We start from the raw sequence: 25,144 nt of genomic DNA on the forward strand, positions 1-25,144 counted from the left end.
ATTTGTTAAAAGAGTTAATCACTAAAATATTCAGATATGAAATTCGGACAAGTTGAAGATCCTTCAAAGATAGATTTTACATTACCTAAAGACCATCCAAGAACGAAAGAAATTTTAAGCCGCAATAAAAACGGACTGGAAAATATCTCCATCGGATGCGCAAAATGGAACAAGACAGACCTGAAAGGCTTTTATCCTAAAGGTACAAAAGATGAGCTCACGTATTATGCAACGCAGTTTAATTCTATTGAGCTGAATGCCACCTTTTACGGTATGCCGACTCCGGAACAGGTACAGACATGGAAAGAGAAAACTCCCGCTGATTTTAAATTTTTTCCAAAAATCACCAATACAGTTTCCCATTTCAGAAGGCTTTTAAATATAGACGATGTCGTTACGCAGTTTGCAACTGCGGTTTTAAATTTTGATGAAAAACTGGGAATGGTATTCCTTCAGCTTCACGATAATTTCAAGCCGAAAGATTATGAAAGACTGGAAAAATTTGTAAAAAACTGGCCAAAAGAAGTTCCTCTCGCGATCGAGCTGAGAAATACAGAATGGTTTACCGATGAAGAGATTCTCAATAAAACCTGCGATCTGTTTGAAGAAAACAACATCACCAACATTATTGTAGATACTGCCGGAAGAAGAGATATGCTTCATATGCGTCTCACCACACCAAATGCGTTTATCCGTTACGTTGGAGCCAATGCAGAAAGTGATTATGAAAGGCTGGATGACTGGATGAAGCATCTCAGCAAATGGAAGAAGGAAGGACTTCAGAATCTGTATTTTTTTGTACATCAGAATATTGAAAAAGCTTCTCCGCTGCTTTCCGCTTATTTTATTAAAAAAGTGAATGAAGAGTGGAAACAGGATCTTCACATCCCCGAAATGGCAAAAGAAAGTACAGGAAATTTATTTTAGAATTTAATAAATTTTAATTTTATTCACTATTAAGTGGGATAATGACAACAAAAAGTGCATTTTTAATATAAATAATTCACTTTATTGCCTGTAAAAAAAATTACCGTAAATCCTTCATTTATATTGTTATAATTACTAAATTGGGAAGTAGAGATTCATTAATGAATCAGCCAAATAAAAACCAATAACAGTATGGAAAAGGAAATTTGTACAATAAGTATTACGAGCAACTGGCTCGGTGACGAGTATACTTTTTATGAAGACGAAAAAATAAAAAGAACGTACGACAACAACAGTTTGAGTTCCGATGTAACGGAATGGCTGGAACCAAAACAAATCAGTAAACACAACAAAGATAAGCTGATTAAGAACTGCCCTGAAGAGCATAAAGAAAGAATCATGATTATTCTTGATTATCCTTAATCTTTTAAAAGCAATACAAAATCCCAACCTTTAGTAAAGATTGGGATTTTTTTATTTTCTTTTTCTGAGAAGCAGCATGATGTTGAGAAACAGCAGCAGAAAATCTAAAGTGATCCAGATTCCGAGCTTTACATTTTCATGATTATAGGCTTCAATCTGTTTTTTAGCCATATCGGAAAGCTTTGAACTCTGAATGATGTAATTCTGAACTTCTATCATCTGATCGATATTCTTATTCGGGACAGAATTCTGGGAGAAGTACACAAGATTTTTCTTTCCTAAATATCCCACAACCCAATATTCATCAGACTTATCCATTTTCAGATATTCTATCCTGTAATATTCCGGACGGATGGTTCCCAGATGTTTTGTGTCGATAACTTTCCCTACTTCCGTGTCATTAAGCGTAAGAACATAAAAATCCAGAGGCTGCGGAAGTTTATTGATAACCTGAAGCGCAACGGAATTTTCTACAATGCCTATCGTGCTTTTCTTGATAAACCAATACGTGAAAATAGAAAACGAAAAAATAATCGTAACAATACGGAATAATTTTGCCCATTCTGCGCCTTTCCCTTTCTTCAGCTTAGAAAGCAAAAGAGAAAAAACGGAAGCCCAGAAAATGACCAGAACAATAAATACCATAGTGCAAAGATACTTATTTAAAGACTTTTAAAAGAATCCTATTCAACATTCCATTCTTTGTAGAACTGATCGAGGAATTTCAGCATAAAATCGTGTCTTTCTCCGGCAATTTCCTTTCCTTTTTCCGTATTCATCAGATCTTTCAGCAGCAAAAGTTTTTCGTAGAAATGGTTGATGGTGGTTCCGTTGGATTTTTTATATTCTTCCTTAGACATATTGAGTTTGGGCTCTACATTGGGATCATACATCGGATTATTTTTAAAGCCTCCGAAGTTGAACGTTCTTCCGATTCCGATGGCTCCGATGGCATCAATCCGGTCTGCATCCTGCACAATTTTCAGTTCAACAGGAAGATTCTGAGGAACTTCTCCCCTGTTTTTAAAGGAAATATTTTTAATAATGAACAAAACCTGCTCAATTAATTCTTCTTCGGCATTCTGGCTTTCCAGAAAATCGCGGGAGACTTTTAAAGCAAGAGTTTCATCGCCGTTATGAAATTTGGGATCGGCAATATCGTGAAGCAAAGCCGCCAGTTCTACAACTTCCTGATTGCAGCTTTCTGTTTCAGCAATTTTTTTGGATAATTTCCATACTCTTTCAATGTGAAACCAGTCGTGTCCCGCTTCTGCACCTTCCAGTTTTTCTTTTACAAATTCTACCGTGTTTTCGATCAGATTCTTCATTATATCAATCATTTTAAATATTGGGCGACCAAAGTGTCGGAAAGAAAAAAAACTTTTATCAGGAAATTTCATTTAAAATAATATTCCACAGTTTCTTATTGTAACTTCTGAAAAAATTGATGTGTCCGATCTCTCCTTTTTCCGATTCTGAAATTTTCACCAGTCTGTAAGTTGGCTTAAGATTCGGATAGGTATCGTTCATCAGACTTTTTACTCCTTTTTCAGTGAGCCATGCATCATCTTCAGCATATATTACAAATACTTTCTGTGTTAAATTTTTAGAATAATCCTCAATTTTCTCCAGCAATCTGTTGGTCGATTTTCTGTTTAAAATTAAGGTTCTCCAGTCATATGCGCAATTTTTCGGAAGACTTTCTCCGAGTCCGAACCAATTTCCCGGAAAATAGCCCAGTAATGCGGTGGTTAAAGGCTGGGCAATTCCAAAACCTAAATACGCTTCTATTTTTGTTTTGAATTTCAAATGTCCTACAAAAGCATTCTGCGTTCCTACAAAGAAAAATTCTTCAAACATTTCAGCATCTTTATTCATTCCTAAAATTAAAGCTCCCACGGAATGTCCTAAACAGTACTTTTGATAATCTGTAAAATTTTTCTGAATGTAATCTGTAACAGCTTTAAAATCTTCGGAACCCCAGATTCTCATCGAAGCATAAAAGCCTCTCATATTTTCAGGTTTTGAAAGCCCGATTCCCCGATAATCGTAGGTAATAACGGTAAATCCTTTTTCGGAAAAAAACTTTGCAAATGAAAAGTAAATCTGCTGTTTTACTCCGGTTGCAGAATTGATAAGCAATAGTTTACGATTGCTTTTTTCAGGCGAAAATAAATGGGCAACTATTGAAAAGTCATCAGATGCTGTAAGCTTTAGCTCTTTCATGGGTAAAAAAGAAAAAATCCACTATAAAAGTGGAAATTTTACTTTATATTTTATGTTAAGTTTAAAACTTTCGATATGTAACAAATAGCTTATGAAATAAAATCTGAAAGTCTGGGAAGGCAACATTGGGAACCTTTTGATTCAGAAACTCTTGCCGAAACTTCATTCCCGAATTTCACACACTCTTCTATAGAGTTTCTATGACAAAGGGCAATAGAAAATCCTACCGTAAAAGCATCGCCCATTCCCATTTTATACGCAGTTTTATCCTTATCGTTCCTGCAGTATTTCATTTCTGTACCATCAAAATAGATGGTAGAATTAATGTCATCTCTTACAAAAACTTTGTTAAAGTATTTTTTAAGAATGTCTTCTCTCTGATCTTTTCCGAAAACAATATGCAGTTCATTGCTTTTTACCACAATAAAATCTACATGATTTAAAATTTCATCGCTCAGACGCTGTGCAGGTGAAGCATACAATCCTACTTTTTTACCATATTTCTTGGCTTTTTTTATGGTATACTCAATTACCTTCATGGAGACTTCAAGCTGAAGAAGTACTAGATCTGCTGTATGAAAGTATTTATCTGCCGCCTCAACGTGTTCTACACTAAGATAATTATTGGCTGCAGGAACTACCACAATTGCGGTATTTCCGCCTGAAGTGGTTACATAAGCTGTTCCGGTGGCTTCACGATCCGTCTCAAAAACGAAGCCTACGTTCACGTTCTCATTCACCATGTTCCTCATAATCTGCTGACCAAGCGGATCCATTCCAACACAGCCTACAAAGTAGACGCTTGCTCCCAAACGTGCTGCACCAACTGCCTGATTGGCTCCTTTTCCACCAAAGTAACTTTCGGATTTTCGGGCAATAACCGTCTCGTTCTCACAGGGAACTTTTTCGGTTTCTAAAACAAGATCTATCGAAGAGCTTCCTACAACGATAATTCTTGGCTGTTCTGAGGAAAAATTCATTAGTGTTTCTTATAGAATTAATATTTCGTGATTCTAACAAATTTATGACTTGAAATTTGAATTTCAAAAAAAATTAATGAAAAATCAACTAATTTCAATAAATTCTGTTACGATTTTTACAGGATTATTATTTTTATCAAATCCAATATAACTTGCATAAAAACCTTCACCATACCCTGTTTCAAATGCAAAAATAGTTCCCGGATGATTTTCTGAAGGTTTTAGGAATGCGAACTGATCGATTGCTCCTTTTTCATCAAAGAAATATTCATGAAAAAATTCTTCATAGATCCCCATAAAATCAACACCTTTATTACGATACAATCTCTGTTCCAAATCGTTAAGACTATTCTGCGTATCCACATCCATAAAGCAGCCCATCCCGCTTTCTACGGGATATCCGAAAACCTCTCCCTCTATAAGATCTTTTATATTCTGTCCTTCTGTTGTCGCCAGTTTCCAGTCTGTAATTTCAGACTGGCTGAAAATAATTTCAGCATACGCCACACAATTGCTTTCTCTTTCCTTGTGCAGAAGAACTGCAAAATCTCCTTTTGGAAATGGTATTGAGAAAGGCTTCATATCATTTGTAATCAGAGGATCACAGGCAACAAGTTTTCCGCTGGAAAGATAAATTTTCCCAACTTCAAAGCTTTCCAGTAATGGACTTTCTACGAAGTTTTTGGAGAACAGTTTTTTGATGTTTTCTATGTGTGTCATGTTATATTTAGACTAAGATGAAGGTTCAGGCTAAGCTCCAGGCTCAACCTTAACCTAAACCTTTTATTATAAACTTTTTAATTTCTCTTCAAGAATGGCTATTTTATCTAGCGCATCTTTTTGTTTTTTCCTTTCAACCTCAACAATTTCCGGTTTTGCGTTGGCAACAAATTTTTCGTTGGAAAGCTTTTTATCTACAGAGATCAAAAATCCTTTCAGGTATTTTAATTCTTCTTCTGTTTTCGTTTTCTCTTCTCCCAAATCCAAATTTTCACTTAGAGGAATTGAAATTTCTGTTGCGCCTACCAAAAATGTAAAGCTCGGCTTATCCGTTTTTGTTCCGAAATGAATTTCTGAAACATTCGCCAACTTCTTAATCACGGATTCGTTAGGAAATTCTGAGGCATTTGTATAAATTTCGGCAGCTTCTCTTGGAGAAATCCCTTTTGTCTGACGGTAATTTCTAACGCCGGAAATAATTTCTGAAGCAAATTCAAAATTTCGAATTATTTCTTCATCAAATTCACCTGCTTTTTTCTGCTGCGCGATAACCAACGCTTCCTCTGCTGTTCTTTCAGAAATTAACTGCCACAACTCCTCTGTCAAGAAAGGCATAAAAGGATGAAGCAACTTCATTAATTCCTCAAATAGCTCAATTGTTTTATGGTAAACTTCTTTAGAAATTCCTTCACCATAATTTGGCTTAATTGCTTCCAGATACCATCCGCAGAAATCATCCTTAACCAATTTTTGAATTAGATGTAATGCATCAGAAATTCTAAACTTATCAAATTGATCATTGATTTCAGCAATAGTTTTGTTCAATTGATTTTCAAACCATTTAATAGTCTGATTTTCTGTTTCGTTTGCAGGCTTATCTTCATGATTCCACAAATTGATCAATCGGAAAGCATTCCAGATTTTCGTCATAAAGTTTCTTCCCTGAAGCATTAGATCTTCATCAAAAAGAAGGTCGTTTCCTGCTGCAGAACTTAATAAAATTCCTACACGAACTCCATCTGCTCCGTATTTATCCATTAATTCTAGCGGATCCGGTGAATTTCCTAAAGATTTAGACATCTTTCTTCTCTGCTTATCTCTTACAATTCCTGTGAAATAAACATTTTTAAACGGAACTTCTTTTCTGTATTCCAACCCTGCCATAATCATTCTTGCTACCCAGAAGAAAATAATATCCGGACCTGTAACCAAATCTGAAGTCGGGTAATAATAATTGATGTCTTTGTTTTCAGGATCAAGCAGTCCATCGAAAACAGACATTGGCCACAACCATGAAGAGAACCATGTATCAAGAGCATCTTCGTCCTGTTTTAAGTTTTCAGTTGTCAGTTGATCGTTGTTGGTTTTTTGCTTCGCAAGTTCTAATGCTTCTTCGATATTTTCGGCTACAACGAAATCATTTTCTCCGTCACCATAATAGAACGCAGGAATTTGCTGTCCCCACCAAAGCTGTCGGGAAATATTCCAGTCACGGATGTTTTCCATCCAGTGCTTGTAGGTATTTTTAAACTTTTCAGGATAAAATTTAACCTCATCATCCATCACAACATCCAAAGCTGGTTTTGCAATTTCAGACATTTTCAGGAACCACTGTACAGAAACTTTAGGTTCAATTACCGCACCTGTTCTTTCTGAAGTTCCTACTTTATTTACATAATCTTCTGCTTTCAGCAAAAGCTCTTTTTCTTCCAGTTCTTTGGCAATCTGCTTTCTTACTTCGAATCTGTTTTTTCCGGCGTAATGCAACCCGTGATCGTTCAGATTTCCGTCATCATCCAAAGCATCAATCATCTGAAGATTGTGTTTTTGTCCGATTTCGTAATCATTGATGTCGTGAGCAGGCGTAATTTTCAAAGCACCTGTTCCGAATTCGATATCTACATATTCGTCCTCGATAATCGGAATTACTCTGTTAACGATTGGTACGATTACTTTTTTGCCTTTTAAATGAGCGTATCTCTCATCATTAGGATTGATACAAACCGCAGTATCCCCGAAAATAGTTTCCGGACGCGTTGTCGCCACTGACAAATATTCATCGGTATCTGAGCCTGTCGAAGATTCAATTTTATATTTCAGGAAATATAATTTCCCATTCTGTTCCTTAAAGATTACTTCTTCATCGGAAATATTGGTTTTTGCTTCGGGATCCCAGTTTACCATTCTGTACCCACGGTAAATAAGTCCTCTGTTGTAAAGATCAACAAAAGATTTAATCACCTGCTGAGAAAGTTTGGGTTCCATCGTGAAACGGGTTCTTTCCCAATCGCATGAACATCCTAATTTTTTAAGCTGCTCAAGAATTGTTCCTCCGTATTTATCGGTCCATTCCCATGCGTGTTTTAAAAATTCTTCTCTTGTAATATCAGATTTATTGACTCCTTCAGACTTCAGTTTAGCAACCACTTTCGCTTCCGTTGCAATGGAAGCATGATCTGTTCCCGGAACCCAGCAAGCATTAAAGCCCTGCATTCTTGCACGACGGACCAGCACATCCTGAATGGTATTGTTAAGCATATGCCCCATGTGCAAAATCCCCGTAACGTTTGGCGGAGGAATTACAACAGTGTAAGGCGGCTTGTCATTGGGTTCTGAATGGAAGTATTTATTTTCCAACCAGTAATTGTACCACTTTTGTTCTGTTTCCTGTGGATTGTACTTTTCTGAAATCTGCATAAATTCTTTTACTTTAATTTACAATTTGCAAAAATAGTCTAAAGAAAAATATTTTAAGTACGAATTAAAATAATTTTTAACTTTGTTTCTCAAAATTTATCTAACAACATATTTAATATTCAAGAATATGAAAAAATTAATCGCAGGAATTGCATTATTCGGAACATTCGCTATTGCATCTGCACAAACGATTACGTTTGACAAAACTACTTTCGATTACGGAAATGTAAAGCCAAGTTCAGACGGTATCAGATTCTTTACGGTAACCAATACAGGAGATAAGCCTCTTATTTTATCGAATGTAAAAGCATCTTGCGGATGTACCACTCCGGAATTCAGCCAGGATCCTATTATGCCGGGAAAATCAGCTAAAATCAAGGTAGGATACAATACTGCAATCAACGGTGGTTTCAACAAAATGATCGAAGTATTTTCTAATGACCCTGTAAACAGCAGAAGTGTAATCTACATCAAAGGAAACGTAGATCCTAATGCTCCGGATCCAAAGCCATTGACTCCTGAAGAATTGAAAGCTAAAGCTAAAGAAGAGAAAGCGGCTGCGAAAGCTGCGAAAAAGGCTGCAAAAAAAGCGGCTAAAACTGCTGCATAATGGTAAAATCTCTACTAAAATAAACGAAACCGTCTCATGGAGGCGGTTTTTTTATTACATTTATATTAGGTTAGTTGATGGTTAACGGTTTTTTGCTGACCAAAATTAATCTTTAATCTTTTAATAATTTAAAATAAACATGGACACTAACTTTTCAGACGATTTTTTAATTAAAGGAAAATTTTCCATTAAAAAAGCTTCAACAGAATACAAAGGAAAACTTACCAAAGAAGAAGGGGAACAATTATTATTAAACGAAAAAGAAAAGCTTCGTGAGCTTCAGGAAAAATTGTATTCGGATGGAAGCCAGTCTCTCTTGGTGGTACTTCAGGCGATGGATGCCGCGGGAAAAGACAGCATGATCGAGCACGTTTTCGGGGGAGTGAATCCGCAAGGCTGTAACGTGACGAGCTTCAAAACTCCCACTTCGAAAGAATACACCCATGATTTTTTATGGAGACATTATTTAGCACTGCCCCAAAAAGGGATGATCGGAATTTTTAACCGATCTCATTACGAAAGTGTACTGGTCTGCAAAGTTCATCCTGAATATAATTTAAGCGAAAAAACATGGAAATCCGTTAAAGATTTTGACGATAAATTCTGGGAAAACCGCTATGAAAGCATCAGAAATTTTGAAAAGCATCTTGCCCAAAACGGAACGACCGTTGTAAAAATATTCCTGAATGTTTCCAAAGACGAACAAAAGAAAAGACTTCTCGACAGAATTAACGAACAGGAGAAAAACTGGAAATTTTCCGCCGCCGATCTTCCGGAGAGGGCTTTATTTGAAAAATATATGGAATGCTACGAAACGGCAATCAATGAGACTTCAAAAGATTACGCGCCTTGGTATGTTCTTCCGGCTGATAACAAATGGTTTGCAAGAGTTGCCGCGATACAGATTATTATTGATGCTTTGGAAAAAATGAATCTGCAGTATCCTAAATTGTCTGAAGAGGATCGTAAAGATTTAGAAGAAGCAAAAAAACAATTGGAAAGCGAGAAATAAGGAAGAATGGAAGATGGGAGCCTGAAGATGGAGGTTTAAAAGACTTCCTTCTTCAAGCCTCTAACTTCCAACTCTTAAAAAACCACGAGAAAATCTATAAGCCGGATTTTGTTCTTCCGAAGAAGTGCCTGTTATTTATCTGCGTCTTACATTGCTGCAAAACTTTAGCTGATTACCCCTCGGCTTTCAGAGCGAGCAACTCCTATTTTCACTGCTGAAAAGAACCGATATACTTATCATTGCACCACAAAGAGTTTACCTGGTTTCACTACAGCCGAACTGTACATCCTTTCTGTTGCACTTGTCCTACCCTCGCGGGTGACGGATGTTATCCGCTTTGCTGCTCTACGGTGTCCGGACTTTCCTACCTCCCGTGAAACGGGAAATCAACAAGCCGATTTTCTCGTGGCTGCAAAGATAGATAATTTGAAAATTTGACAATGTGATAATTTGAAAATTTTCAATTTTAAAAACAGAATTATTATATTGAGTTTACCCTATCCATTCATTTTCAAATTACTTAATTTTCAAATTCTCAAATTATATCATATCTTCGTGCTACAAAATTAAACATCCCAATTGGCTTCAAAGGAAAAGGAATTTGCGCAGCTTATTAAGGATAATCAGGGATTGATTATCAAGGTTTCGCGTCTTTATACCAATTCTTTGGAGGATGAGGAAGATCTTTTTCAGGAAATTGTGTTACAATTGTGGAGAAGTTATGACTCATTTAAAGGAAATTCTAAGATTTCTACGTGGATGTACCGTGTTGCTTTAAATACCGCTATCACCCTTTTCAGAAAAAAAAGCAAAAGTTTACAGACTAATGAATTAGACATTAATCATGCAGATTTTGTGGAAGATGATGATGAAAAACAGCAACAGGTATCACTTTTGTATACAGTAATCAAGACGCTTCCCAATGTGGAAAGAGCAATCGTGATGATGTATCTGGATGATTTGCCTTATAAGGATATTGCAGAAAACCTCGGGATAACCGAAGTAAATGCGCGTGTGAAAATGAACAGATTAAAGAAAACCCTTAAAGAACAGATGGAAAAATATGCCTGAATTTGATTTAGACAGCTTTAAGAAAACATGGCAGGAACAGCCTGTTCAGGAAAAATATGATTATAATGAGATCCTTCAGATGCTCAACAAAAAATCGCGCAATTATGTGAAGTATATTTTCTGGATCAGTGTTTTCGAATTTTTATTCTTTACATTAATAGGATTATTCTACATCATTCAGGGAAAGGAATCCAACTCTTTCATTAATATTCTTACGAAACTCGGTGTACAGAGAACTTCGGAATTAGAAAATACATTCGATAATATTTATCTGGTCTTAAAAGTTCTAAGCTTAGCCATTACTGCTTATTTTGTATTTAAATTTTATCAAAATTACAAGGTTATAAAAATTGAGGAAAATCTTAAAAAATTTATCCTTCAGATCATTACATTTAAAAAGACAGTAAACGCGTTTATTTTAATTAATATTGCGTTATTAATCACTTTCACCTCTATTTTCACAATCTTTGTTTTTTACATTTTAAATACTCAGAATGTAGAGATTACCAACTCCACCCTTATAGGATTTGTAGCCGGTATCATCATAAGCACTGTTTTTACAGTAATAATGGTGTGCCTGTATTACAGAGTGGTTTATGGAATTATCATTAAAAAACTCGATAAGAATTTAATTCAGTTAAAAGAAATCGATTCTCAGGAAATTTAAACTAAAAAAAGCAGGAATTTAAGATATTATTGTTAATTTTATTTAACCAAATCTTTTATTCTATGCCAATATCTTATGTTCACGGTAGTTCCGACATTCCATTATTAGGTGAAACCATCGGAAGCAATCTTAAACATACCGTTGAAAAATTCCCCAATCAGGAAGCTTTAATCTGCGTACATCAAAATTACCGCGCCACTTATCAGGAATTTTATAATCAGACAACAGCCGTTGCAAAAGCACTGATCTTTCTGGGAGCGAAATCCGGAGACCGCATCGGAATATGGTCTACAAACCGCTACGAATGGGTTCTTTTACAATATGCAACCGCAAGAATCGGGGTTATTTTGGTGAACATAAATCCCGCTTACAGAACCAGCGAGCTGATCTTTGTAATCAATCAGTCTGAAATGTCCCATATTTTTTCATCTCTGGCTTTTAAATCCAGCGATTATAAACAGATGATTGCCGATGCAAGAGAGTTCTGCTCGACTTTAAAATCTGAAATTTTCTTTGATGACAATTGGGAAGAGTTTTTAAATAACGGACAGGAAATTTCGGATGACACATTGCATAGTTTTGAAGAACATGTACAGTTTGATGATCCGGTCAACATTCAGTACACTTCAGGAACGACCGGTTTTCCTAAAGGCGTCACTCTTTCTCATCATAATATTTTAAACAACGGATATTTTATCGGAATTCGATTAAAGTATACCGAAAAAGACAGAGTCTGCATTCCTGTTCCCTTTTATCACTGTTTCGGAATGGTGATCGGAAATATTTGCTGTACCTCTCACGGAGCCTGTATGGTGATTCCGAATGACAGTTTTGATCCTGAAATTACCTTAAAAGTTGTTTCCGATGAAAAATGCACCTCCCTTTACGGAGTTCCGACCATGTTTATTGCTGAATTAGCGGTAAAAAATTTCGAAACTTTTGATTTTTCAAGTTTAAGAACGGGGGTCATGGCTGGTTCCGTTTGTCCGCCAGAAATTATGAAAAAAGTAGAAAGCCTCATGAATATCAAGGAAATGAGCATCTGCTACGGAATGACGGAAACCTCCCCTGTTTCTACGCAAACCCTGATCGGAACTCCATTTGAAAAGCAGGTGAATACGGTAGGAACCGTTCAGGATCACCTGGAAATAAAAATCATTGGCGAAAACGGAAAAGTTGTCTCGCGTGGCGAACATGGGGAACTGTGTACAAGAGGTTATTCTGTAATGCTGAAATACTGGAACGATCCCGAAAACACCAAAAAGGTTCTGGATGAAGGAAGATGGATGCATACCGGAGATATGGCAGTAATGGATGATGAAGGCTACATTACAATTTCGGGCAGGATAAAAGATCTGATTATTCGCGGCGGTGAAAATATTTCGCCTAAAGAAATTGAAGATTTTTTATACACTTATCCCAACATTCTTGATGTTCAGATCATCGGAGTTCCAAGCGAGAAATTCGGAGAAGAAGTGATGGCGTGGGTGAAAGTTAGAAAAGGATTCGAGGTAACCGAAGAAGAACTCTTAGAGTATTGTAAAGGCAGGATCGCCCATTATAAAGTTCCGAAATACTGGAAGTTTGTAGAAGAATTCCCGATGACGATCTCCGGAAAAGTGCGAAAGGTTGAAATGCGTGAAATTTCTGTAAAGGAATTGGGATTAGATAAGGCAAAGATTTAAAGACCTTGTCATTTGTAGCGAAGAATCCACTTTTACGAATGGAGTTTCTTTCAACTTCGTTCGAATCTTTTCAGGCTGTTTCAGAATGAGATACAACTTTATGGATAATTAAAAAAAGCATTTCAGTTTGAAATGCTTTTCTGTTATTTTTAAAGTTCTTTTCTTAATCTTGCTACCGGAATATTAAGCTGTTCCCGATATTTTGCAATTGTTCTTCTCGCAATATTGTATCCCTGCTCTTTTAAGATCACCACCAAAGCGTCGTCTGTTAAAGGCTTTCTCTTATTTTCTTTGCTGATCACTTCCTGAAGATGAGTTTTAATTTCTTTTGTAGAAACTTCCTCTCCGTCATCGTTCGTTAAACTATCCGAAAACAGATCTTTAAGGTAAATAATTCCGTTCGGTGTATCTGCATATTTGCTTTTTACCACTCTGGAAATTGTTGAAATATCGAAGCCTGTAATATCGGCAATATCCTTAAGAATCATTGGTCTCAAAGATTTTTCATCTCCCGTAAGGAAATAATCTTTCTGAAACTTCACAATGGCTGTAATGGTTTGCAATAATGTATTCTGACGCTGATTAATGGCATCAATATACCATTTTGCTGCATCCAGTTTTTGTTTGATGAATAAAGCAGCCTGTTTGTGTTCGGCAGAATTTTTATCGTGAGAATAAGTGGATAAAATATCTTTATATTCTTCTGAAACTCTTAAAGTAGGTGCATTTTTACTGTTCAGCATCGGGATAACCTGTCCGTCTTTCACCTGAATCACAAAATCCGGAATAATTTCCTGATTGATTGTAATCGTCTGAGTATCGAAATTTCCGCCAACTTTTGGAGATAATTTTGAAATTTCGTCCAAAGCATCCTTCAGATCTTCTTCCTCAATATCGTATTTCTGAATGATCTTGTTGTAATGCTTGTTCGTTAAAGCATCAAACTGATGTCTCAGAATATTAGCAGCCAGAGAAACCGCTTTATCCGAACTTACTTTTTTCTCAATCTGAAGCAAAAGACATTCCTGAAGACCTCTCGCTCCTACTCCGGGCGGATCCAGCTTCTGCACATAATTTTCAAGGATATCTTCTACATTTTCTTTGGTGGTATAAATCCCCTGAGAAAAGGCAAGATCATCCACAATAGATTTGATTTCTCTTCTTAAATATCCGTCTGTATCGAGATTCCCGATAAGATATTCTGCGATCTTCAAATCTTCTTTATTGATGTTGGCAAGATGAATCTGCTCCAAAAGATAATCGTATAATGACTGTCCTTCCGTTAAAAGGCTTTCATTATCAAATTCTTCATCATCGGAAGAATAGTTACTGGAAGACGTTTTATAGCTCGGTTCATCATCGTAAAGATACTGGTCTACATCAAAATCTGTTTCAATGCTTTCCGTACCTTCTGTTTCATATGAATCTTCCAGAGAAGAATAATCGTCCTCTTTAGATTCTTCTTTTGCGATCTCCAATGCCGGATTTTCTTCTAACTCCCTTTCAAGTTCCTCTTCAAACTCCAATGTATGAAGCTGGATCAACTTCATTAACTGGATTTGCTGGGGAGCCAGCTTTTGTCCTAATTTGAGTTGTAAGTGTTGTTTTAGCATATTACTAGTTGGTGTTTTAACATAACATATTTTACGAATTTAACACTTTTTTTTGAGAAAACTAAATTTTAGCACGATTTTTGTACTCAATATAGTATAATAAGCTATTTAAAATAAACAACAAAAGCCCTGAAGCATGATTTTCAGGGCTTTTTAATTTTTATATATTCAAATTTTCCGGATCTCTTCTGTTATCCCAAAAGGCAAGAATTTCAATAACCTCTTTGTTGACCCGATAATACATTGAAAAATTTTTATCAATCAAAACATATTTCACATCATCAAATTCAGAGGGAGAACCTATATTCGGATTTTCGGCGATAAGTTTTTCTTTTTTCTCAACTTCTTTTCTTAATTTTTTTGAATAAGTTTGGGAAGAATTATGAGCAATCCAATATTTGAGGGTATCAGCAAAGGATAATAATGCCATACGAGTCCATTTTATCTGAAACATTGATCCAAAATTTCTTTAGCATCCTCTTTACTAACAAAATCTCCTTTATCAGCCTCATCTATACCCTTTAGCAATTGCTTTTTCTGCCAATCCGTAAGTTTTTCTTCTTTATCAATTTCAAAATTAATTTTCAGCTCTTTCAGAAGGGCTTTCAGAAGATTGATCTGATTTTCGTTTTCCGTATGTATAGTAATTGTACTCATCATTATTATTTTAAGTAAAGTTAATAAAAAAATCCTTCCGATGTTCTCAGAAGGATTTCTATATGTTTTTATTAAAAATTAAAATTCAGCGTTTTTCGGAGTTCTCGGGAAAGGAATTACATCTCTGATGTTCGTCATTCCTGTTACGAAAAGAACCAGTCTTTCCAATCCCAGACCAAATCCTGCGTGCGGTACAGAACCAAATTTTCTTGTATCTAAATACCACCATAATTCATGCTCATCAACGTGCATTTCTGCCATTTTCTGTTTTAAAACATCCAATCTTGCTTCTCTTTCAGAACCACCGATGATTTCTCCGATTCCGGGGAAAAGAACGTCCATGGCAGCTACGGTTTTACCGTCTTCATTCAGCTTCATGTAGAACGCTTTGATCTCTTTTGGATAATCAAATAGAACTACCGGACTTTCAAAATGTTTTTCTACCAGATATCTCTCGTGTTCAGACTGAAGATCGGTTCCCCAGTTTTCAACCGGATACTGGAATTTCCCTTTCTTATTTTCTTTTGAGTTCATTAAGATCTCAATAGCTTCTGTATAAGAAACTCTCTTGAAACGTTTCGCAATTACATTTTCAAGCTTTTCGATGAGACCTTCTTTAGCTCTGTCTTTTTCGGGCTTGGATTTTTGCTCTTCCTCAAAACGTTTGTCTAAGAACTCAAGATCGTCTTTGCAGTGATCCAATACATATTTAATTACATATTTTAAGAAATCTTCTGCAAGATCAATGTTATCCTCAAGGTTGTTAAAAGCCACTTCCGGCTCTATCATCCAGAATTCTGCCAAGTGACGGGTTGTATTTGAGTTTTCTGCACGGAAAGTAGGTCCGAAAGTATAAATTCTTCCCAATCCCATCGCTGCAGTTTCTCCTTCAAGCTGTCCGGAAACCGTTAAATTTGTTTTTCTTCCGAAAAAATCCTGAGCAAAATCGATGTCTCCCTGCTCGTCTCTCGGAATATTGTTCAGATCAAAATTCGTTACTCCGAACATTTCTCCGGCTCCTTCTGCATCAGCTCCTGTAATAACCGGTGTGTTGATGTAGAAAAACTGGTTTTGGTTAAAGAAAGAATGTACCGCAAAACTTACCGCATGACGCACTCTGAAAACGGCTCCGAATAAATTGGTTCTGAATCTCAAATGCGCCTGATCTCTCAAAGTTTCCAATGAGTGTTTTTTAGGCTGAAGAATGGTTTTGTCTCTTTCTTCCGTGAAGTTATCTCCTAAAATGGTAATTTTTTTAGCCAAAATCTCAACAGCCTGTCCTGCTCCCTGACTTTCCACCACTTCTCCAACAATTTTAAGGGAAGAAGCCGTACTGATTTTGCTGATAATCTCTTCGTCGAAATTTTCAAAATCAACAACAATCTGCAAATTATTAATCGTAGAACCATCATTAAGCGCAATGAAGCGATTCGCACGGAACGTTCTTACCCAACCGTAAACCGTAATGTCATGATGTAATACTTTCTTGTAATCCTGTAGGATTTCCTTAATGGTCTGCTTTTTCATTTGTTGATTAAAATTTTTCTGTAAAAATTAATGTCTGCAAAGTTACAAAAAAACAGCGCAATTTGAGGATTACACTGTTTTAATTCCATTCATTTATCAATTAATTACTCAAAAAATTATGCTTTAAATAAGAATCAATTAAAGAAAATCGATTTTTTTCTCTGTTTTCCTTTCCTAATTTTCCATGCATGATAAGAACTCGGAACATCATATTGCCATTTGGGAAGGATTAAAATAATTAAAATTACATCAATGTGCGAAACAAATCCTAAAATAACGGTAAGATAAAAAGTCCATCCTGCTTGTTGAAATCCAATTAAACAGGTAAAAGCGATCAGCAAACTCAATCCCCACATTTTTGATAAAAAAGCGTGAGTACAGGTCTCTTTCCCGAATTTTAGCCAGCTTATTATATAGCAAAGTGCTTCCATTATGAAAATTAGAGCAACTCCTTTCCATTCGTTTTTTATTAATTCAGCATTTAAAAAGTAAGAAGCAAATCCAAGAGATAGCCAGAATATCAAATCGGTCTGACTGTCTAAACGTCGCAGTTTTTCGGAAGAAACACCGACTTTTCGTGCGATGATTCCGTCGAAAATATCCGTTAATAAACCAAAATACATTAAGAATAAAATTAAAAACCGGGATTCTGTGCCTTTGAAGTAAGCGAGTAAAAGGATAATCGGAGCAAGAATAAACCGTATAGCAATTAATAAATAAGGTATCGTTTTCATTTCAATTGTTTTTTTAAGATTTAAAAGACTAAATTAAATCCCAAAGAAAATCTGAAACCTGAAGTAGAAAAATACTTGTAAGGTTCATATTCAATATTATAACCCGATTCAGCAGAAATAAAATGGTAAAAAACTATTCCAAATTTTGGTGATACCGCATATGGAGTAATTCCAGCGCCGGTATACAAATTGGTTATCATACTTTTTTCTTTAAAATCTGCAACTTTGTAAAAATAATCCAGTTCCGGAATAACAATAAATTTTCTTTCAGGTGTATCCCACCAATTGAAATGCCCTCTTAAACTCACATAATTATTTTCATTAAGAGGAATTTTCGGACCGAAAGAAAGAAAAGATTTATCATTCATGATGGTTAATTCGAGACGAGTGCAAATAATTGATCCTATAATTGCCCAGTCTTTTTTGTTGCCGATTTGTGCGTTTACAAAACTGGAAAACGACAGCGCAATGATTAATACAAAATTTTTCATGATTGCTTATTTTAAAAATTACACCTCAAAACTATACTTGAAAAGCTGTTTCATAAATGCGAAAAAAAATTAAAATAAATCTCTACATTTGTGAAAATCGCAAAACTATGTATCAGGAACGTTTGCTTAAAGAAATCCGAAAAAAGATTGGCGAAAAATCTCTGAATGACGAAATTGCCAACATTCTCAATATCAGCTACGATGCGGCACACCGAAGAACTTCCCTGAAAGCAAAATTCAGTTTAGAGGAAGCTTTGGAACTGGCAAAGTATTTTCAGATTTCTCTGGATCAGTTTCAGACTTCTGACCGGCAGATTATAGTAAGAAAAACAAGTGTTGTTACGGAAACAGAAGATTTAAAAGCATTTTTCCAGAACAATCTCAATGTGTTTGAAAACCTTCCTCTTTCAAAAGGAATGACGATCTATTATTCGGCGAAAGACATTCCGTTTTTCTACACGCTTTCAGATTCAATGCTTTCCCGTTTTAAAGTATATGTATGGATGAATCTGCTTAACTCCAAACAGGTTTTCATTCCTTTTCTGCAGTTTTCGCCTCCCGATTTTAAACTCGACACAAAAGAACTCAGGAAGAAATATGAGGAACAGAATGTTATTGAGTTATGGAATAATAGTACGATTTCGAGCATCCTACAGCAAATTTTGTTTTATTCTGAAACGAGACACCTGAAACAAAGTGAGGCTCTGATTATTTTAAATGAATTAACGGAACTTATACAGTATATTGAGGAAAAAACAGAAAACAATCTTAAATTTCAATTATATGAAAATGAACTGATGCATCTTTCCAATGACATCTTTTTTCATCATCCTCAACAGTCACTGTTTGCTATTCCGACCAATATGTTTGGTTATATTCTGATTAACGATGAAAAGACGTGTACCGAAACCTTGAATTATTTTGAGCATCAGATAAAAAATTCAAAATCGATGAATACTTCGGGAAACCGGGACCGAAAAATATTTTTTAACCGAATGTATACTCAGATTGAGGATTTGAAAAAGAAACTGAATACTAAAATGTAAGCAGCAAAATTATTTGTAAAATTTATTCGTCTTTCTTGGAAGGAACCAAGAAAACATCAATAAGACCTTCCGGAAGATGCATTTTGATGAATCTTTCATCTCTATTCACTTCTAAGATCCAGTCTTTGATGATAGGGATTACCACTTCTTTTCCGTCGAGATTGGTGATAAAGTAAACCTGTGCTGTCTGATCGTTTACGGAACGGATCACTCCACAGTCGTTATCATTTTCATCATGGATATTGTACCCGATGATTTCATGGTAATAAAATTGCTTTCCGCTAAGTTTTGGTAAGCTTGAGAGAGGAAGATAGACGTTTTTCCCCAATGACTGATCCACTAAAGCTTCCGAGGAATTTTTAAAGGCAATATTAAGAGCATCCAATTTACTCCAGGATGATTTTTCAATAAAAAAAGGAACCAATAATCCGTTGATTTCAACGAATATTGATTCCAGTTTATTGTAAAGCTCGGGCTGATCGGTGTCCAGTTTAAGGATAACGTTTCCCGCAAGTCCGTGTCTGCGTGTGATTTTTCCTAATAAATAGCAATCTTCTTTACGCATACCGGATTTTTCTTAAGCTTCAGTATTTTCTTCTGTAGATTCAGCAGCAGCTTCTCCTTCTGTAGTTTCTTCAGCAGGTGCATTTGCAGCTTCTTCAGCAGCTTTAGCGTCTGCTTCAGCCTGTGCAGCAGCAGCAACTCTAGCTTCGTTTACTTTAGCTTCAGCTTCTAAAGCAGCTTTTTTAGCATCAGATTTAGCAGTAGCCAAACCGTCCACTTTACCTTGTACTTTAGCTTCTTTAGCTTCTACCCAAGCATTGAATCTTTTTTCAGCTTCAGCCTCATCAAAAGCTCCTTTAGCAACACCACCTTGTAAGTGTTTTTTGTAAAGCGCTCCTTTGTAAGAAAGAATAGCTCTTGCAGTATCAGTTGGCTGAGCACCGTTGTTTAACCACTTTACAGCAGAATCAACGTTCAAATCGATAGTTGCAGGGTTTGTAATTGGGTTGTATGTTCCTAGTTTCTCGATGAATTTACCATCTCTTCTTGCTCTAGAATCTGCAACCACGATGTGGAAAAAAGGTCTTCCTTTAGATCCGTGTCTTTGTAATCTGATTTTTACTGACATAATGTTTGAATTTTACGGGAACTCGTCCCAGTTAAATATTTAAGAGTGCAAAGATAATAAAAAAGTTTAAAGTAAAAAGCTTCGGATAAAAAGTTTTGCAAATTCTCTATTTTTTGGAGCCGGGAACCTGCTCTCACTAATCGCTTTTTCCTTGGATTTCGGCGCGGCGGAGCCGCGCCGAAACTAAAAAGTTCAGAAAAATCTTTTGATCTAATCAAGATTACCCATATACAGAAACCCTAAACACTTCTGGCTTTCCTCAATCGTTAAAGACTCTTTCAAATGATCCACGATTTTCGGAGAACTCCAGTAACATCCGATATTATTTGCAGTACAGGTAAGATACATATTCTGAACCGCCATGGAAACTGCTGCGATTTCTTCCCATTCCGGAACCATTCCGCTGAAATTGACAACAATGGAAACTACGGTATCTGCTTTATTGATTTTAAAACCAATATCGTTGTATTTTTTTTCTAAAAAAAGTGTTTCGGGTTGGGTAGATTTGTAAATCGACTGCATTTCTAAAGCCAGTTTTGCTTTTTCTTCCCCTCTGAATATTTTGAAACGCCAAGGTTTTGTACGTTTATGATTGGGAGCTAAAGTTGCCGAATGTAAAATTTCGTCAAGAATTTCCTGTGAAATTTCTGTATCCGAATAATCTTTCGGAAATATGCTTCTTCTTTGCTCTATGATTTCTTTTAAAACTTCTGCTTTATTCATGAGCGCAAAATTACGAAAAAGTTGATGGTTGGCTATTGATAGCTGATAGTTTTTAGTTATTGATAATTTAGATTATCCGTTTATTTTAAAAGTTTATTTGTCGTTCTGACGAATATTCAACGTTAATATCACTAAATAGATTCTTCACTCCGCTGCGCTCTATTCAGAATGACAGCAAGTGTTTAGTTTGAAAAATTCATCATTCATCATTCATCATTCATCATTCATCATTCATCATTCATCATTTATAAATATTAAAGTACCTCAACAATTTTCTGATGGATTTTATTGAGCGTAAATTCATCTCCGGGTTTCATGCCCATCATTTTCTTTGCCATCGGACTTTCGGAAGAGATCGCATAGAACCGGTCGCCTTCAAAAAAGAATTCTCCCAAGGAAACCGAAATATAAAATCTTGCTTTATTGGTAATGACCAAAGATCCCAACTGAACTTTTTCGGTGGAATTATTCAGGACTTTAGCCATATTTCTTTTTAAATCGTTTAACGCTCCCAACTGACGCTGCATCTGGTAGATCTCTTCCTGCATCTCTTCTCTCATGCTGTCATATTTCGGAGTCTTTTTGATGTCGCGACTTGCTTCTAATGTAAATTCTATGAAGTTTTTTAATTTTTCGATCTTTTCGGCAATCACGTTTTTTACATAATTTCTTATGTTGTTTTTCTCAAATACGGTCTTCTCCATACATCAAATCTTTATATAAAGATAATATTTTTTCAATAATTCTTATTCGGCTTAACATAAAATAACAATTCCAAATATGGTGCTGAAATTTTAAAATAATTTCTACATTTGTTTTTTTAACGAATAAAAACTAAAAATACCATGTTTAAAGCACCATTTTCTTTCGAGGGAAGAATTAGAAGAACAGAGTATGGACTATCCTATCTTATCTATTTAGTATTTTCTGTTCCCTTCAATCTTTATTTTAATATGAATAATAATGAAGAACCTTCAGGAGTTGTTCTTATTATCTTTTTACTATTGCTTATTCCTTTAGTGTGGTTTATGTTAGCACAAGGAGCAAAAAGATGTCACGACAGAGGAAATTCAGGATGGTTCCAAATCATTCCCTTTTATTCCCTTTGGATGTTATTTGGAAACAGCGACCATGGCCCGAATGAATATGGTCCCAACCCGAAAGGTGAAGGAAATTACAATTCAATTAATGAAATAGGTCAAAAAGAATATTAAATAAATAAGCCTTGCGAGTAATTTCACAAGGCTTTCTTTTTATTTTTCTACTAATTTCTTCAGATTATTAAGTCCTTCTTCGTAGGATTTTCCCATTTGGTAATCCATCATCGGCCGCATTATTTTCATCATCGGATCCTGCTCTGTATCCATCGTCCAGGTTACTTTTGTTCCGTTTCCTTCTGGAGACAAAGCGATTTCTGAGGTTGCCTGTCCTGCAAACGGTCTTTCAAAAATCATTTCTGTTTTCTGCTTTTGGTCTGTAACCAACTCTTTCATTTCCTGACAACCTGCTCCTGCATCATCATTTTTGCTGTCCCAGCAATACTTATCTCCAACCTGACCTTCGTTTCCGGAATACACAATTTTCATATTCGGATCCAGCTTCATCCACGGATTCCACTGATTAAAAGCTTTCATGGAACTGATCTGTTTCCAGACTTTCTCTTTCGGAGCATTCATCACCATCGATTTTTCGTAATGATAGTTTTTGCCAAATGCCACCATTGCGATCAAAGCATAAACAACAATTAATAGTAAAATGATACCAAAAACTTTTAAAATTTTTTTCATCGTTATTAAAATTTAGGGTTATAATTTTTATGATAAGGACACTTCAATTTGCTGTCAAAATTAATCAATCCGGCTTCATCTTGACTTTCCATATGACAAGATTATACAATAATATCAATTTTGTCACAACTTCCTTTCAGGCATCATTTTTGAGCTTTTTCGCTGTCGGTTCCGGAGAATCATTAAATTTACAACAATTAAAAATCAGAATATGAATATTTTAACAGAAAAATTTACCACACCATATCATTCAGCGCCCTTCGATCAAATCAAAAATGAAAATTATATTCCTGCTTTTAAGGAATTAATTCAAAAATCTGAAGAAGAAATTAACGCTATCGTTGATAATCAGGACGCCCCGACTTTCGAAAACGTAATTGAAGCATTGGCTTATTCCGGCGAACAGCTTGATGTAGTTTCCAATATATTTTTCAATTTAAATTCGGCAGAAACCAGCGATGAAATCCAAAAGATCGCACAGGAAGTTTCTCCGATTTTAACAGAATATTCTTCAAAAATTTCTCAAAACGAAGCCCTTTTCAGTAAAATTAAAAAAGTGTACGATGAAAAAGAGAAATACAACCTCAACGAAGAGCAGGAAATGCTTCTGAATGAAACGTACAAAGGTTTTGTGAGAAGCGGTGCTTTATTAAATGAAGAAGACAAAGAGAAATTAAAGAAAATCAGCATGGATTTGTCTTTAAAATCACTTCAGTTCGGGCAGAATGTGTTGGCTTCGACGAATAATTATTTTAAACATATCACCAATAAAGAAGATCTTGCGGGAATTCCGGATGCTATTCTGGAACAATATGCTGAAGAAGCCAAAGAAAGAAATCTGGAAGGATGGGTGGTAACGTTACAATATCCAAGTTACATTCCGTTCATGACGTATGCTGAAAACCGCGAATTGAGAAAGGAAATTGCTTTGGCAAACGGCAAAAAGTCTTTCGACGGCGGAGAATTTGATAATCAGAATTTAATTAAAGAGCTTCTTTCTTTAAAACAGCAAAAAGCTGAATTGTTAGGCTATAAAAACTACGCAGATTATGTTCTGGAGGAAAGAATGGCAAAATCTCCGACAAAAGTTATCGATTTTCTGAACGAACTTTTAACCAAAGCAAAACCTTATGCCGATAAAGAAATTGAAGAGTTGAAATCTTTGGCAAAAGCAGACGGAATTGAAGAAATGCAAGGCTATGACCACGCTTTTTATGCAGAAAAACTCCGCAAAGCAAAATATGATCTTAATGATGAAGAATTAAAGCCTTATTTTCCGTTAAATCAGGTTCAGGATGCGGTTTTCGGATTGGCAGAACAACTTTTCGGATTAACTTTTGAGGAAAGAAACGATATTTCGAAATATCATGAAGAGGTAAAGGTTTATGAGGTAAAAGAAGTCTTCGACTCCGCTCAGACTTCCAACCAAGAATCATCAACCCACTTCAAAGCGCTGCTTTATGTAGATTATTTCCCTCGAAAAGGCAAAAGAGCGGGAGCCTGGATGACGAGCTATAAAAACCAGTACAAAAAAGACGGCGAAAATTCCCGTCCTCATATTTCTATCGTTTGTAATTTCAGTAAGCCGACGAAGGATACTCCAAGTTTACTCACGTTTCAGGAAGTGACGACTCTGTTCCACGAATTTGGTCACGCCCTTCACGGAATGCTTGCCGATACGCAATACCCTACTCTTTCGGGAACTTCTGTAAAATGGGATTTCGTGGAGCTGCCTTCTCAATTCCTTGAAAATTTCTGCTACGAACCGGAATTCTTAAAAACGTTCGCAAAACATTACAAAACAGGAGAAGTTTTGCCGGATGAAAAAATTGAGAAAATAGCACAGTCGAAAAACTTTATGGAGGGTTACCAGACATTGAGACAGCTTGGTTTCGGATTACTGGATATGAATTACCATACGAAAGTCGGAGAGTTGGAGAATAAGAGTGTGAAGGAGTTTGAGGATGAATATACAAAAGCAACACAGTTATACCCTGCGAATCCTGAAACGGCGATGAGTCCGAGTTTTTCACATATTTTTCAGGGTGGATATTCTGCGGGATATTATTCTTATAAATGGGCGGAAGTTCTGGATGCCGACGCCTTCCAATATTTTAAAGAAAACGGAATTTTCAATCCTGAAATTGCTGCAAAATATAAAGTTCTTCTTTCTTCCGGCGGTACAAAAGATCCAATGGAACTGTACAAGAATTTCAGAGGAAGCGAACCGAAAGTGGAAAGTTTGCTGAAGAGGGCGTTTGGATAAAAACATTTATAAAACCATTAAGTTATTGAGCTTAATGGTTTTATTTTAAAAATCCGTGATGAAATTTTCAGCTATTCTTTAATTATAATCTGAAACGCAAAGCTTTATATTCAGAGCTAAATATTTAAGTAAAGCAAAGTGAGGCAGATT

General features: G+C 35.8%; 27 protein-coding genes and 1 other RNA gene. 10 read left to right on the forward strand and 18 right to left on the reverse strand.

All coding sequences use genetic code 11. The features are described from left to right. Positions 1–36 precede the first annotated feature (36 nt). A complete protein-coding gene (locus B0E34_RS00660; protein WP_087705887.1) occupies positions 37–927 on the forward strand; it encodes a DUF72 domain-containing protein in 891 nt (296 codons plus the stop codon). A gap of 192 nt (positions 928–1,119) precedes the next feature. Next, positions 1,120–1,350 (forward strand): hypothetical protein, encoded by a 231-nt coding sequence (locus B0E34_RS00665; protein WP_087705889.1) that lies wholly within the window; start codon positions 1,120–1,122, stop codon positions 1,348–1,350. 51 nt (positions 1,351–1,401) lie between these two features. On the opposite strand, the gene B0E34_RS00670 is transcribed toward B0E34_RS00665, so the two are convergent. The 6 genes from B0E34_RS00670 to B0E34_RS00695 form a co-directional block, all read right to left on the reverse strand. Further along, positions 1,402–1,995 (reverse strand): hypothetical protein, encoded by a 594-nt coding sequence (locus B0E34_RS00670; RefSeq protein ID WP_087705891.1) that lies wholly within the window; start codon positions 1,993–1,995, stop codon positions 1,402–1,404. Between the two features lie 38 nt (positions 1,996–2,033). Then, entirely contained in the window at positions 2,034–2,678 is a 645-nt protein-coding gene (locus B0E34_RS00675) for an HD domain-containing protein (protein ID WP_087706025.1), read from the reverse strand. 58 nt (positions 2,679–2,736) lie between these two features. Beyond that, a complete protein-coding gene (locus B0E34_RS00680; protein ID WP_087705892.1) occupies positions 2,737–3,576 on the reverse strand; it encodes an alpha/beta hydrolase family protein in 840 nt (279 codons plus the stop codon). Positions 3,577–3,665: 89 nt separating this feature from the next. Next, positions 3,666–4,556: a PfkB family carbohydrate kinase gene (locus tag B0E34_RS00685; RefSeq protein WP_087705894.1), complete on the reverse strand. Its 891-nt coding sequence runs from the start codon at positions 4,554–4,556 to the stop codon at positions 3,666–3,668. An 84-nt stretch (positions 4,557–4,640) separates the two neighbouring features. Continuing rightward, positions 4,641–5,276, reverse strand: coding sequence for a DUF4241 domain-containing protein (locus tag B0E34_RS00690; protein ID WP_087705896.1), 636 nt, complete (start codon positions 5,274–5,276; stop codon positions 4,641–4,643). A gap of 66 nt (positions 5,277–5,342) precedes the next feature. Then, a complete protein-coding gene (locus tag B0E34_RS00695) occupies positions 5,343–7,973 on the reverse strand; it encodes a valine--tRNA ligase (RefSeq protein WP_087705898.1) in 2,631 nt (876 codons plus the stop codon). A gap of 127 nt (positions 7,974–8,100) precedes the next feature. Here B0E34_RS00695 and B0E34_RS00700 point away from each other — a divergent pair, with 127 nt between their 5' ends. Together B0E34_RS00700 and B0E34_RS00705 are read left to right on the forward strand one after the other, a co-directional pair. Continuing rightward, entirely contained in the window at positions 8,101–8,583 is a 483-nt protein-coding gene (locus tag B0E34_RS00700; RefSeq protein ID WP_087705900.1) for a DUF1573 domain-containing protein, read from the forward strand. Positions 8,584–8,722: 139 nt separating this feature from the next. Further along, positions 8,723–9,595 carry a polyphosphate kinase 2 family protein gene (locus tag B0E34_RS00705; RefSeq protein WP_087705902.1) on the forward strand — a complete coding sequence of 291 codons (873 nt, stop codon included), beginning with the start codon at positions 8,723–8,725 and terminating at the stop codon, positions 9,593–9,595. 81 nt (positions 9,596–9,676) lie between these two features. On the opposite strand, the gene rnpB is transcribed toward B0E34_RS00705, so the two are convergent. Beyond that, an RNA gene (gene rnpB / locus B0E34_RS00710) (RNase P RNA component class A) lies at positions 9,677–10,001 on the reverse strand. A 173-nt stretch (positions 10,002–10,174) separates the two neighbouring features. Between rnpB and B0E34_RS00715 the strand changes: the two genes are divergently transcribed. From B0E34_RS00715 to B0E34_RS00725, 3 genes are all read left to right on the forward strand, one after another. Beyond that, entirely contained in the window at positions 10,175–10,666 is a 492-nt protein-coding gene (locus tag B0E34_RS00715) for an RNA polymerase sigma factor (protein ID WP_076396001.1), read from the forward strand. Then, positions 10,659–11,333 carry a DUF8845 family protein gene (locus tag B0E34_RS00720; RefSeq protein WP_087705904.1) on the forward strand — a complete coding sequence of 225 codons (675 nt, stop codon included), beginning with the start codon at positions 10,659–10,661 and terminating at the stop codon, positions 11,331–11,333. The genes B0E34_RS00715 and B0E34_RS00720 overlap by 8 nt, the downstream gene beginning before the upstream one ends. Before the next feature lie 62 nt (positions 11,334–11,395). After that, on the forward strand, positions 11,396–13,018 hold the full coding sequence (locus B0E34_RS00725; RefSeq protein WP_087705906.1) for an AMP-binding protein: 1,623 nt from the start codon (positions 11,396–11,398) through the stop codon (positions 13,016–13,018). Positions 13,019–13,167: 149 nt separating this feature from the next. On the opposite strand, the gene rpoN is transcribed toward B0E34_RS00725, so the two are convergent. The 6 genes from rpoN to B0E34_RS00755 form a co-directional block, all read right to left on the reverse strand. Next, positions 13,168–14,631 carry an RNA polymerase factor sigma-54 gene (gene rpoN / locus B0E34_RS00730; protein ID WP_087705908.1) on the reverse strand — a complete coding sequence of 488 codons (1,464 nt, stop codon included), beginning with the start codon at positions 14,629–14,631 and terminating at the stop codon, positions 13,168–13,170. Between the two features lie 160 nt (positions 14,632–14,791). Further along, a complete protein-coding gene (locus tag B0E34_RS00735; RefSeq protein WP_087705910.1) occupies positions 14,792–15,085 on the reverse strand; it encodes a type II toxin-antitoxin system RelE/ParE family toxin in 294 nt (97 codons plus the stop codon). Then, positions 15,073–15,288 carry a DUF2683 family protein gene (locus tag B0E34_RS00740; RefSeq protein WP_087705912.1) on the reverse strand — a complete coding sequence of 72 codons (216 nt, stop codon included), beginning with the start codon at positions 15,286–15,288 and terminating at the stop codon, positions 15,073–15,075. Before B0E34_RS00740 ends, B0E34_RS00735 begins: the two co-directional genes overlap by 13 nt. A 78-nt stretch (positions 15,289–15,366) precedes the next feature. Next, entirely contained in the window at positions 15,367–16,815 is a 1,449-nt protein-coding gene (gene asnS / locus B0E34_RS00745; RefSeq protein ID WP_076396013.1) for an asparagine--tRNA ligase, read from the reverse strand. A 134-nt stretch (positions 16,816–16,949) separates the two neighbouring features. Further along, positions 16,950–17,549 (reverse strand): CDP-alcohol phosphatidyltransferase family protein, encoded by a 600-nt coding sequence (locus B0E34_RS00750; protein ID WP_087705914.1) that lies wholly within the window; start codon positions 17,547–17,549, stop codon positions 16,950–16,952. A gap of 20 nt (positions 17,550–17,569) precedes the next feature. Then, positions 17,570–18,040 carry a hypothetical protein gene (locus tag B0E34_RS00755; RefSeq protein ID WP_087705916.1) on the reverse strand — a complete coding sequence of 157 codons (471 nt, stop codon included), beginning with the start codon at positions 18,038–18,040 and terminating at the stop codon, positions 17,570–17,572. A 107-nt stretch (positions 18,041–18,147) separates the two neighbouring features. Here B0E34_RS00755 and B0E34_RS00760 point away from each other — a divergent pair, with 107 nt between their 5' ends. Continuing rightward, on the forward strand, positions 18,148–19,086 hold the full coding sequence (locus B0E34_RS00760; RefSeq protein ID WP_087705918.1) for a helix-turn-helix domain-containing protein: 939 nt from the start codon (positions 18,148–18,150) through the stop codon (positions 19,084–19,086). Positions 19,087–19,108: 22 nt separating this feature from the next. Here B0E34_RS00760 and rimM read toward each other — a convergent pair whose 3' ends face one another. The 4 genes from rimM to B0E34_RS00780 form a co-directional block, all read right to left on the reverse strand. Beyond that, positions 19,109–19,651: a ribosome maturation factor RimM gene (gene rimM / locus B0E34_RS00765; protein WP_087705920.1), complete on the reverse strand. Its 543-nt coding sequence runs from the start codon at positions 19,649–19,651 to the stop codon at positions 19,109–19,111. Positions 19,652–19,663: 12 nt separating this feature from the next. Next, on the reverse strand, positions 19,664–20,218 hold the full coding sequence (locus tag B0E34_RS00770) for a 30S ribosomal protein S16 (RefSeq protein WP_087705922.1): 555 nt from the start codon (positions 20,216–20,218) through the stop codon (positions 19,664–19,666). A 210-nt stretch (positions 20,219–20,428) separates the two neighbouring features. Further along, complete coding sequence (locus B0E34_RS00775; RefSeq protein WP_087705924.1) at positions 20,429–20,941, reverse strand: nitroreductase family protein; 513 nt, start codon at positions 20,939–20,941, stop codon at positions 20,429–20,431. A gap of 254 nt (positions 20,942–21,195) precedes the next feature. Continuing rightward, on the reverse strand, positions 21,196–21,645 hold the full coding sequence (locus B0E34_RS00780; RefSeq protein ID WP_087705925.1) for a GreA/GreB family elongation factor: 450 nt from the start codon (positions 21,643–21,645) through the stop codon (positions 21,196–21,198). Positions 21,646–21,786: 141 nt separating this feature from the next. Between B0E34_RS00780 and B0E34_RS00785 the strand changes: the two genes are divergently transcribed. Next, on the forward strand, positions 21,787–22,155 hold the full coding sequence (locus tag B0E34_RS00785; protein ID WP_185117433.1) for a DUF805 domain-containing protein: 369 nt from the start codon (positions 21,787–21,789) through the stop codon (positions 22,153–22,155). A gap of 39 nt (positions 22,156–22,194) precedes the next feature. Here B0E34_RS00785 and B0E34_RS00790 read toward each other — a convergent pair whose 3' ends face one another. Then, positions 22,195–22,728, reverse strand: coding sequence for an SRPBCC family protein (locus B0E34_RS00790; RefSeq protein WP_228422987.1), 534 nt, complete (start codon positions 22,726–22,728; stop codon positions 22,195–22,197). Between the two features lie 211 nt (positions 22,729–22,939). On the opposite strand from B0E34_RS00790, the gene B0E34_RS00795 reads away from it, so the two are divergent. Further along, complete coding sequence (locus B0E34_RS00795) at positions 22,940–24,994, forward strand: M3 family metallopeptidase (protein ID WP_087705929.1); 2,055 nt, start codon at positions 22,940–22,942, stop codon at positions 24,992–24,994. The last annotated feature ends 150 nt before the right edge of the window (positions 24,995–25,144 follow it).

Source organism: Chryseobacterium mucoviscidosis, from assembly GCF_002177115.1.
GTDB classification, from domain to species: Bacteria; Bacteroidota; Bacteroidia; order Flavobacteriales; family Weeksellaceae; genus Chryseobacterium; species Chryseobacterium mucoviscidosis.

Bases quoted from the DNA above. Each gene is read 5' to 3' on its own strand.
- B0E34_RS00660 (WP_087705887.1), top strand. From the start codon at position 37: ATGAAATTCGGACAAGTTGAAGATCCTTCAAAGATAGATTTTACATTA.
- B0E34_RS00665 (WP_087705889.1), top strand. From the start codon at position 1,120: ATGGAAAAGGAAATTTGTACAATAAGTATTACGAGCAACTGGCTCGGT.
- B0E34_RS00670 (WP_087705891.1), bottom strand. From the start codon at position 1,995: ATGGTATTTATTGTTCTGGTCATTTTCTGGGCTTCCGTTTTTTCTCTT.
- B0E34_RS00675 (WP_087706025.1), bottom strand. From the start codon at position 2,678: ATGAAGAATCTGATCGAAAACACGGTAGAATTTGTAAAAGAAAAACTG.
- B0E34_RS00680 (WP_087705892.1), bottom strand. From the start codon at position 3,576: ATGAAAGAGCTAAAGCTTACAGCATCTGATGACTTTTCAATAGTTGCC.
- B0E34_RS00685 (WP_087705894.1), bottom strand. From the start codon at position 4,556: ATGAATTTTTCCTCAGAACAGCCAAGAATTATCGTTGTAGGAAGCTCT.
- B0E34_RS00690 (WP_087705896.1), bottom strand. From the start codon at position 5,276: ATGACACACATAGAAAACATCAAAAAACTGTTCTCCAAAAACTTCGTA.
- B0E34_RS00695 (WP_087705898.1), bottom strand. From the start codon at position 7,973: ATGCAGATTTCAGAAAAGTACAATCCACAGGAAACAGAACAAAAGTGG.
- B0E34_RS00700 (WP_087705900.1), top strand. From the start codon at position 8,101: ATGAAAAAATTAATCGCAGGAATTGCATTATTCGGAACATTCGCTATT.
- B0E34_RS00705 (WP_087705902.1), top strand. From the start codon at position 8,723: ATGGACACTAACTTTTCAGACGATTTTTTAATTAAAGGAAAATTTTCC.
- B0E34_RS00720 (WP_087705904.1), top strand. From the start codon at position 10,659: ATGCCTGAATTTGATTTAGACAGCTTTAAGAAAACATGGCAGGAACAG.
- B0E34_RS00725 (WP_087705906.1), top strand. From the start codon at position 11,396: ATGCCAATATCTTATGTTCACGGTAGTTCCGACATTCCATTATTAGGT.
- rpoN (WP_087705908.1), bottom strand. From the start codon at position 14,631: ATGCTAAAACAACACTTACAACTCAAATTAGGACAAAAGCTGGCTCCC.
- B0E34_RS00735 (WP_087705910.1), bottom strand. From the start codon at position 15,085: ATGTTTCAGATAAAATGGACTCGTATGGCATTATTATCCTTTGCTGAT.
- B0E34_RS00740 (WP_087705912.1), bottom strand. From the start codon at position 15,288: ATGAGTACAATTACTATACATACGGAAAACGAAAATCAGATCAATCTT.
- asnS (WP_076396013.1), bottom strand. From the start codon at position 16,815: ATGAAAAAGCAGACCATTAAGGAAATCCTACAGGATTACAAGAAAGTA.
- B0E34_RS00750 (WP_087705914.1), bottom strand. From the start codon at position 17,549: ATGAAAACGATACCTTATTTATTAATTGCTATACGGTTTATTCTTGCT.
- B0E34_RS00755 (WP_087705916.1), bottom strand. From the start codon at position 18,040: ATGAAAAATTTTGTATTAATCATTGCGCTGTCGTTTTCCAGTTTTGTA.
- B0E34_RS00760 (WP_087705918.1), top strand. From the start codon at position 18,148: ATGTATCAGGAACGTTTGCTTAAAGAAATCCGAAAAAAGATTGGCGAA.
- rimM (WP_087705920.1), bottom strand. From the start codon at position 19,651: ATGCGTAAAGAAGATTGCTATTTATTAGGAAAAATCACACGCAGACAC.
- B0E34_RS00770 (WP_087705922.1), bottom strand. From the start codon at position 20,218: ATGTCAGTAAAAATCAGATTACAAAGACACGGATCTAAAGGAAGACCT.
- B0E34_RS00775 (WP_087705924.1), bottom strand. From the start codon at position 20,941: ATGAATAAAGCAGAAGTTTTAAAAGAAATCATAGAGCAAAGAAGAAGC.
- B0E34_RS00780 (WP_087705925.1), bottom strand. From the start codon at position 21,645: ATGGAGAAGACCGTATTTGAGAAAAACAACATAAGAAATTATGTAAAA.
- B0E34_RS00785 (WP_185117433.1), top strand. From the start codon at position 21,787: ATGTTTAAAGCACCATTTTCTTTCGAGGGAAGAATTAGAAGAACAGAG.
- B0E34_RS00790 (WP_228422987.1), bottom strand. From the start codon at position 22,728: ATGAAAAAAATTTTAAAAGTTTTTGGTATCATTTTACTATTAATTGTT.
- B0E34_RS00795 (WP_087705929.1), top strand. From the start codon at position 22,940: ATGAATATTTTAACAGAAAAATTTACCACACCATATCATTCAGCGCCC.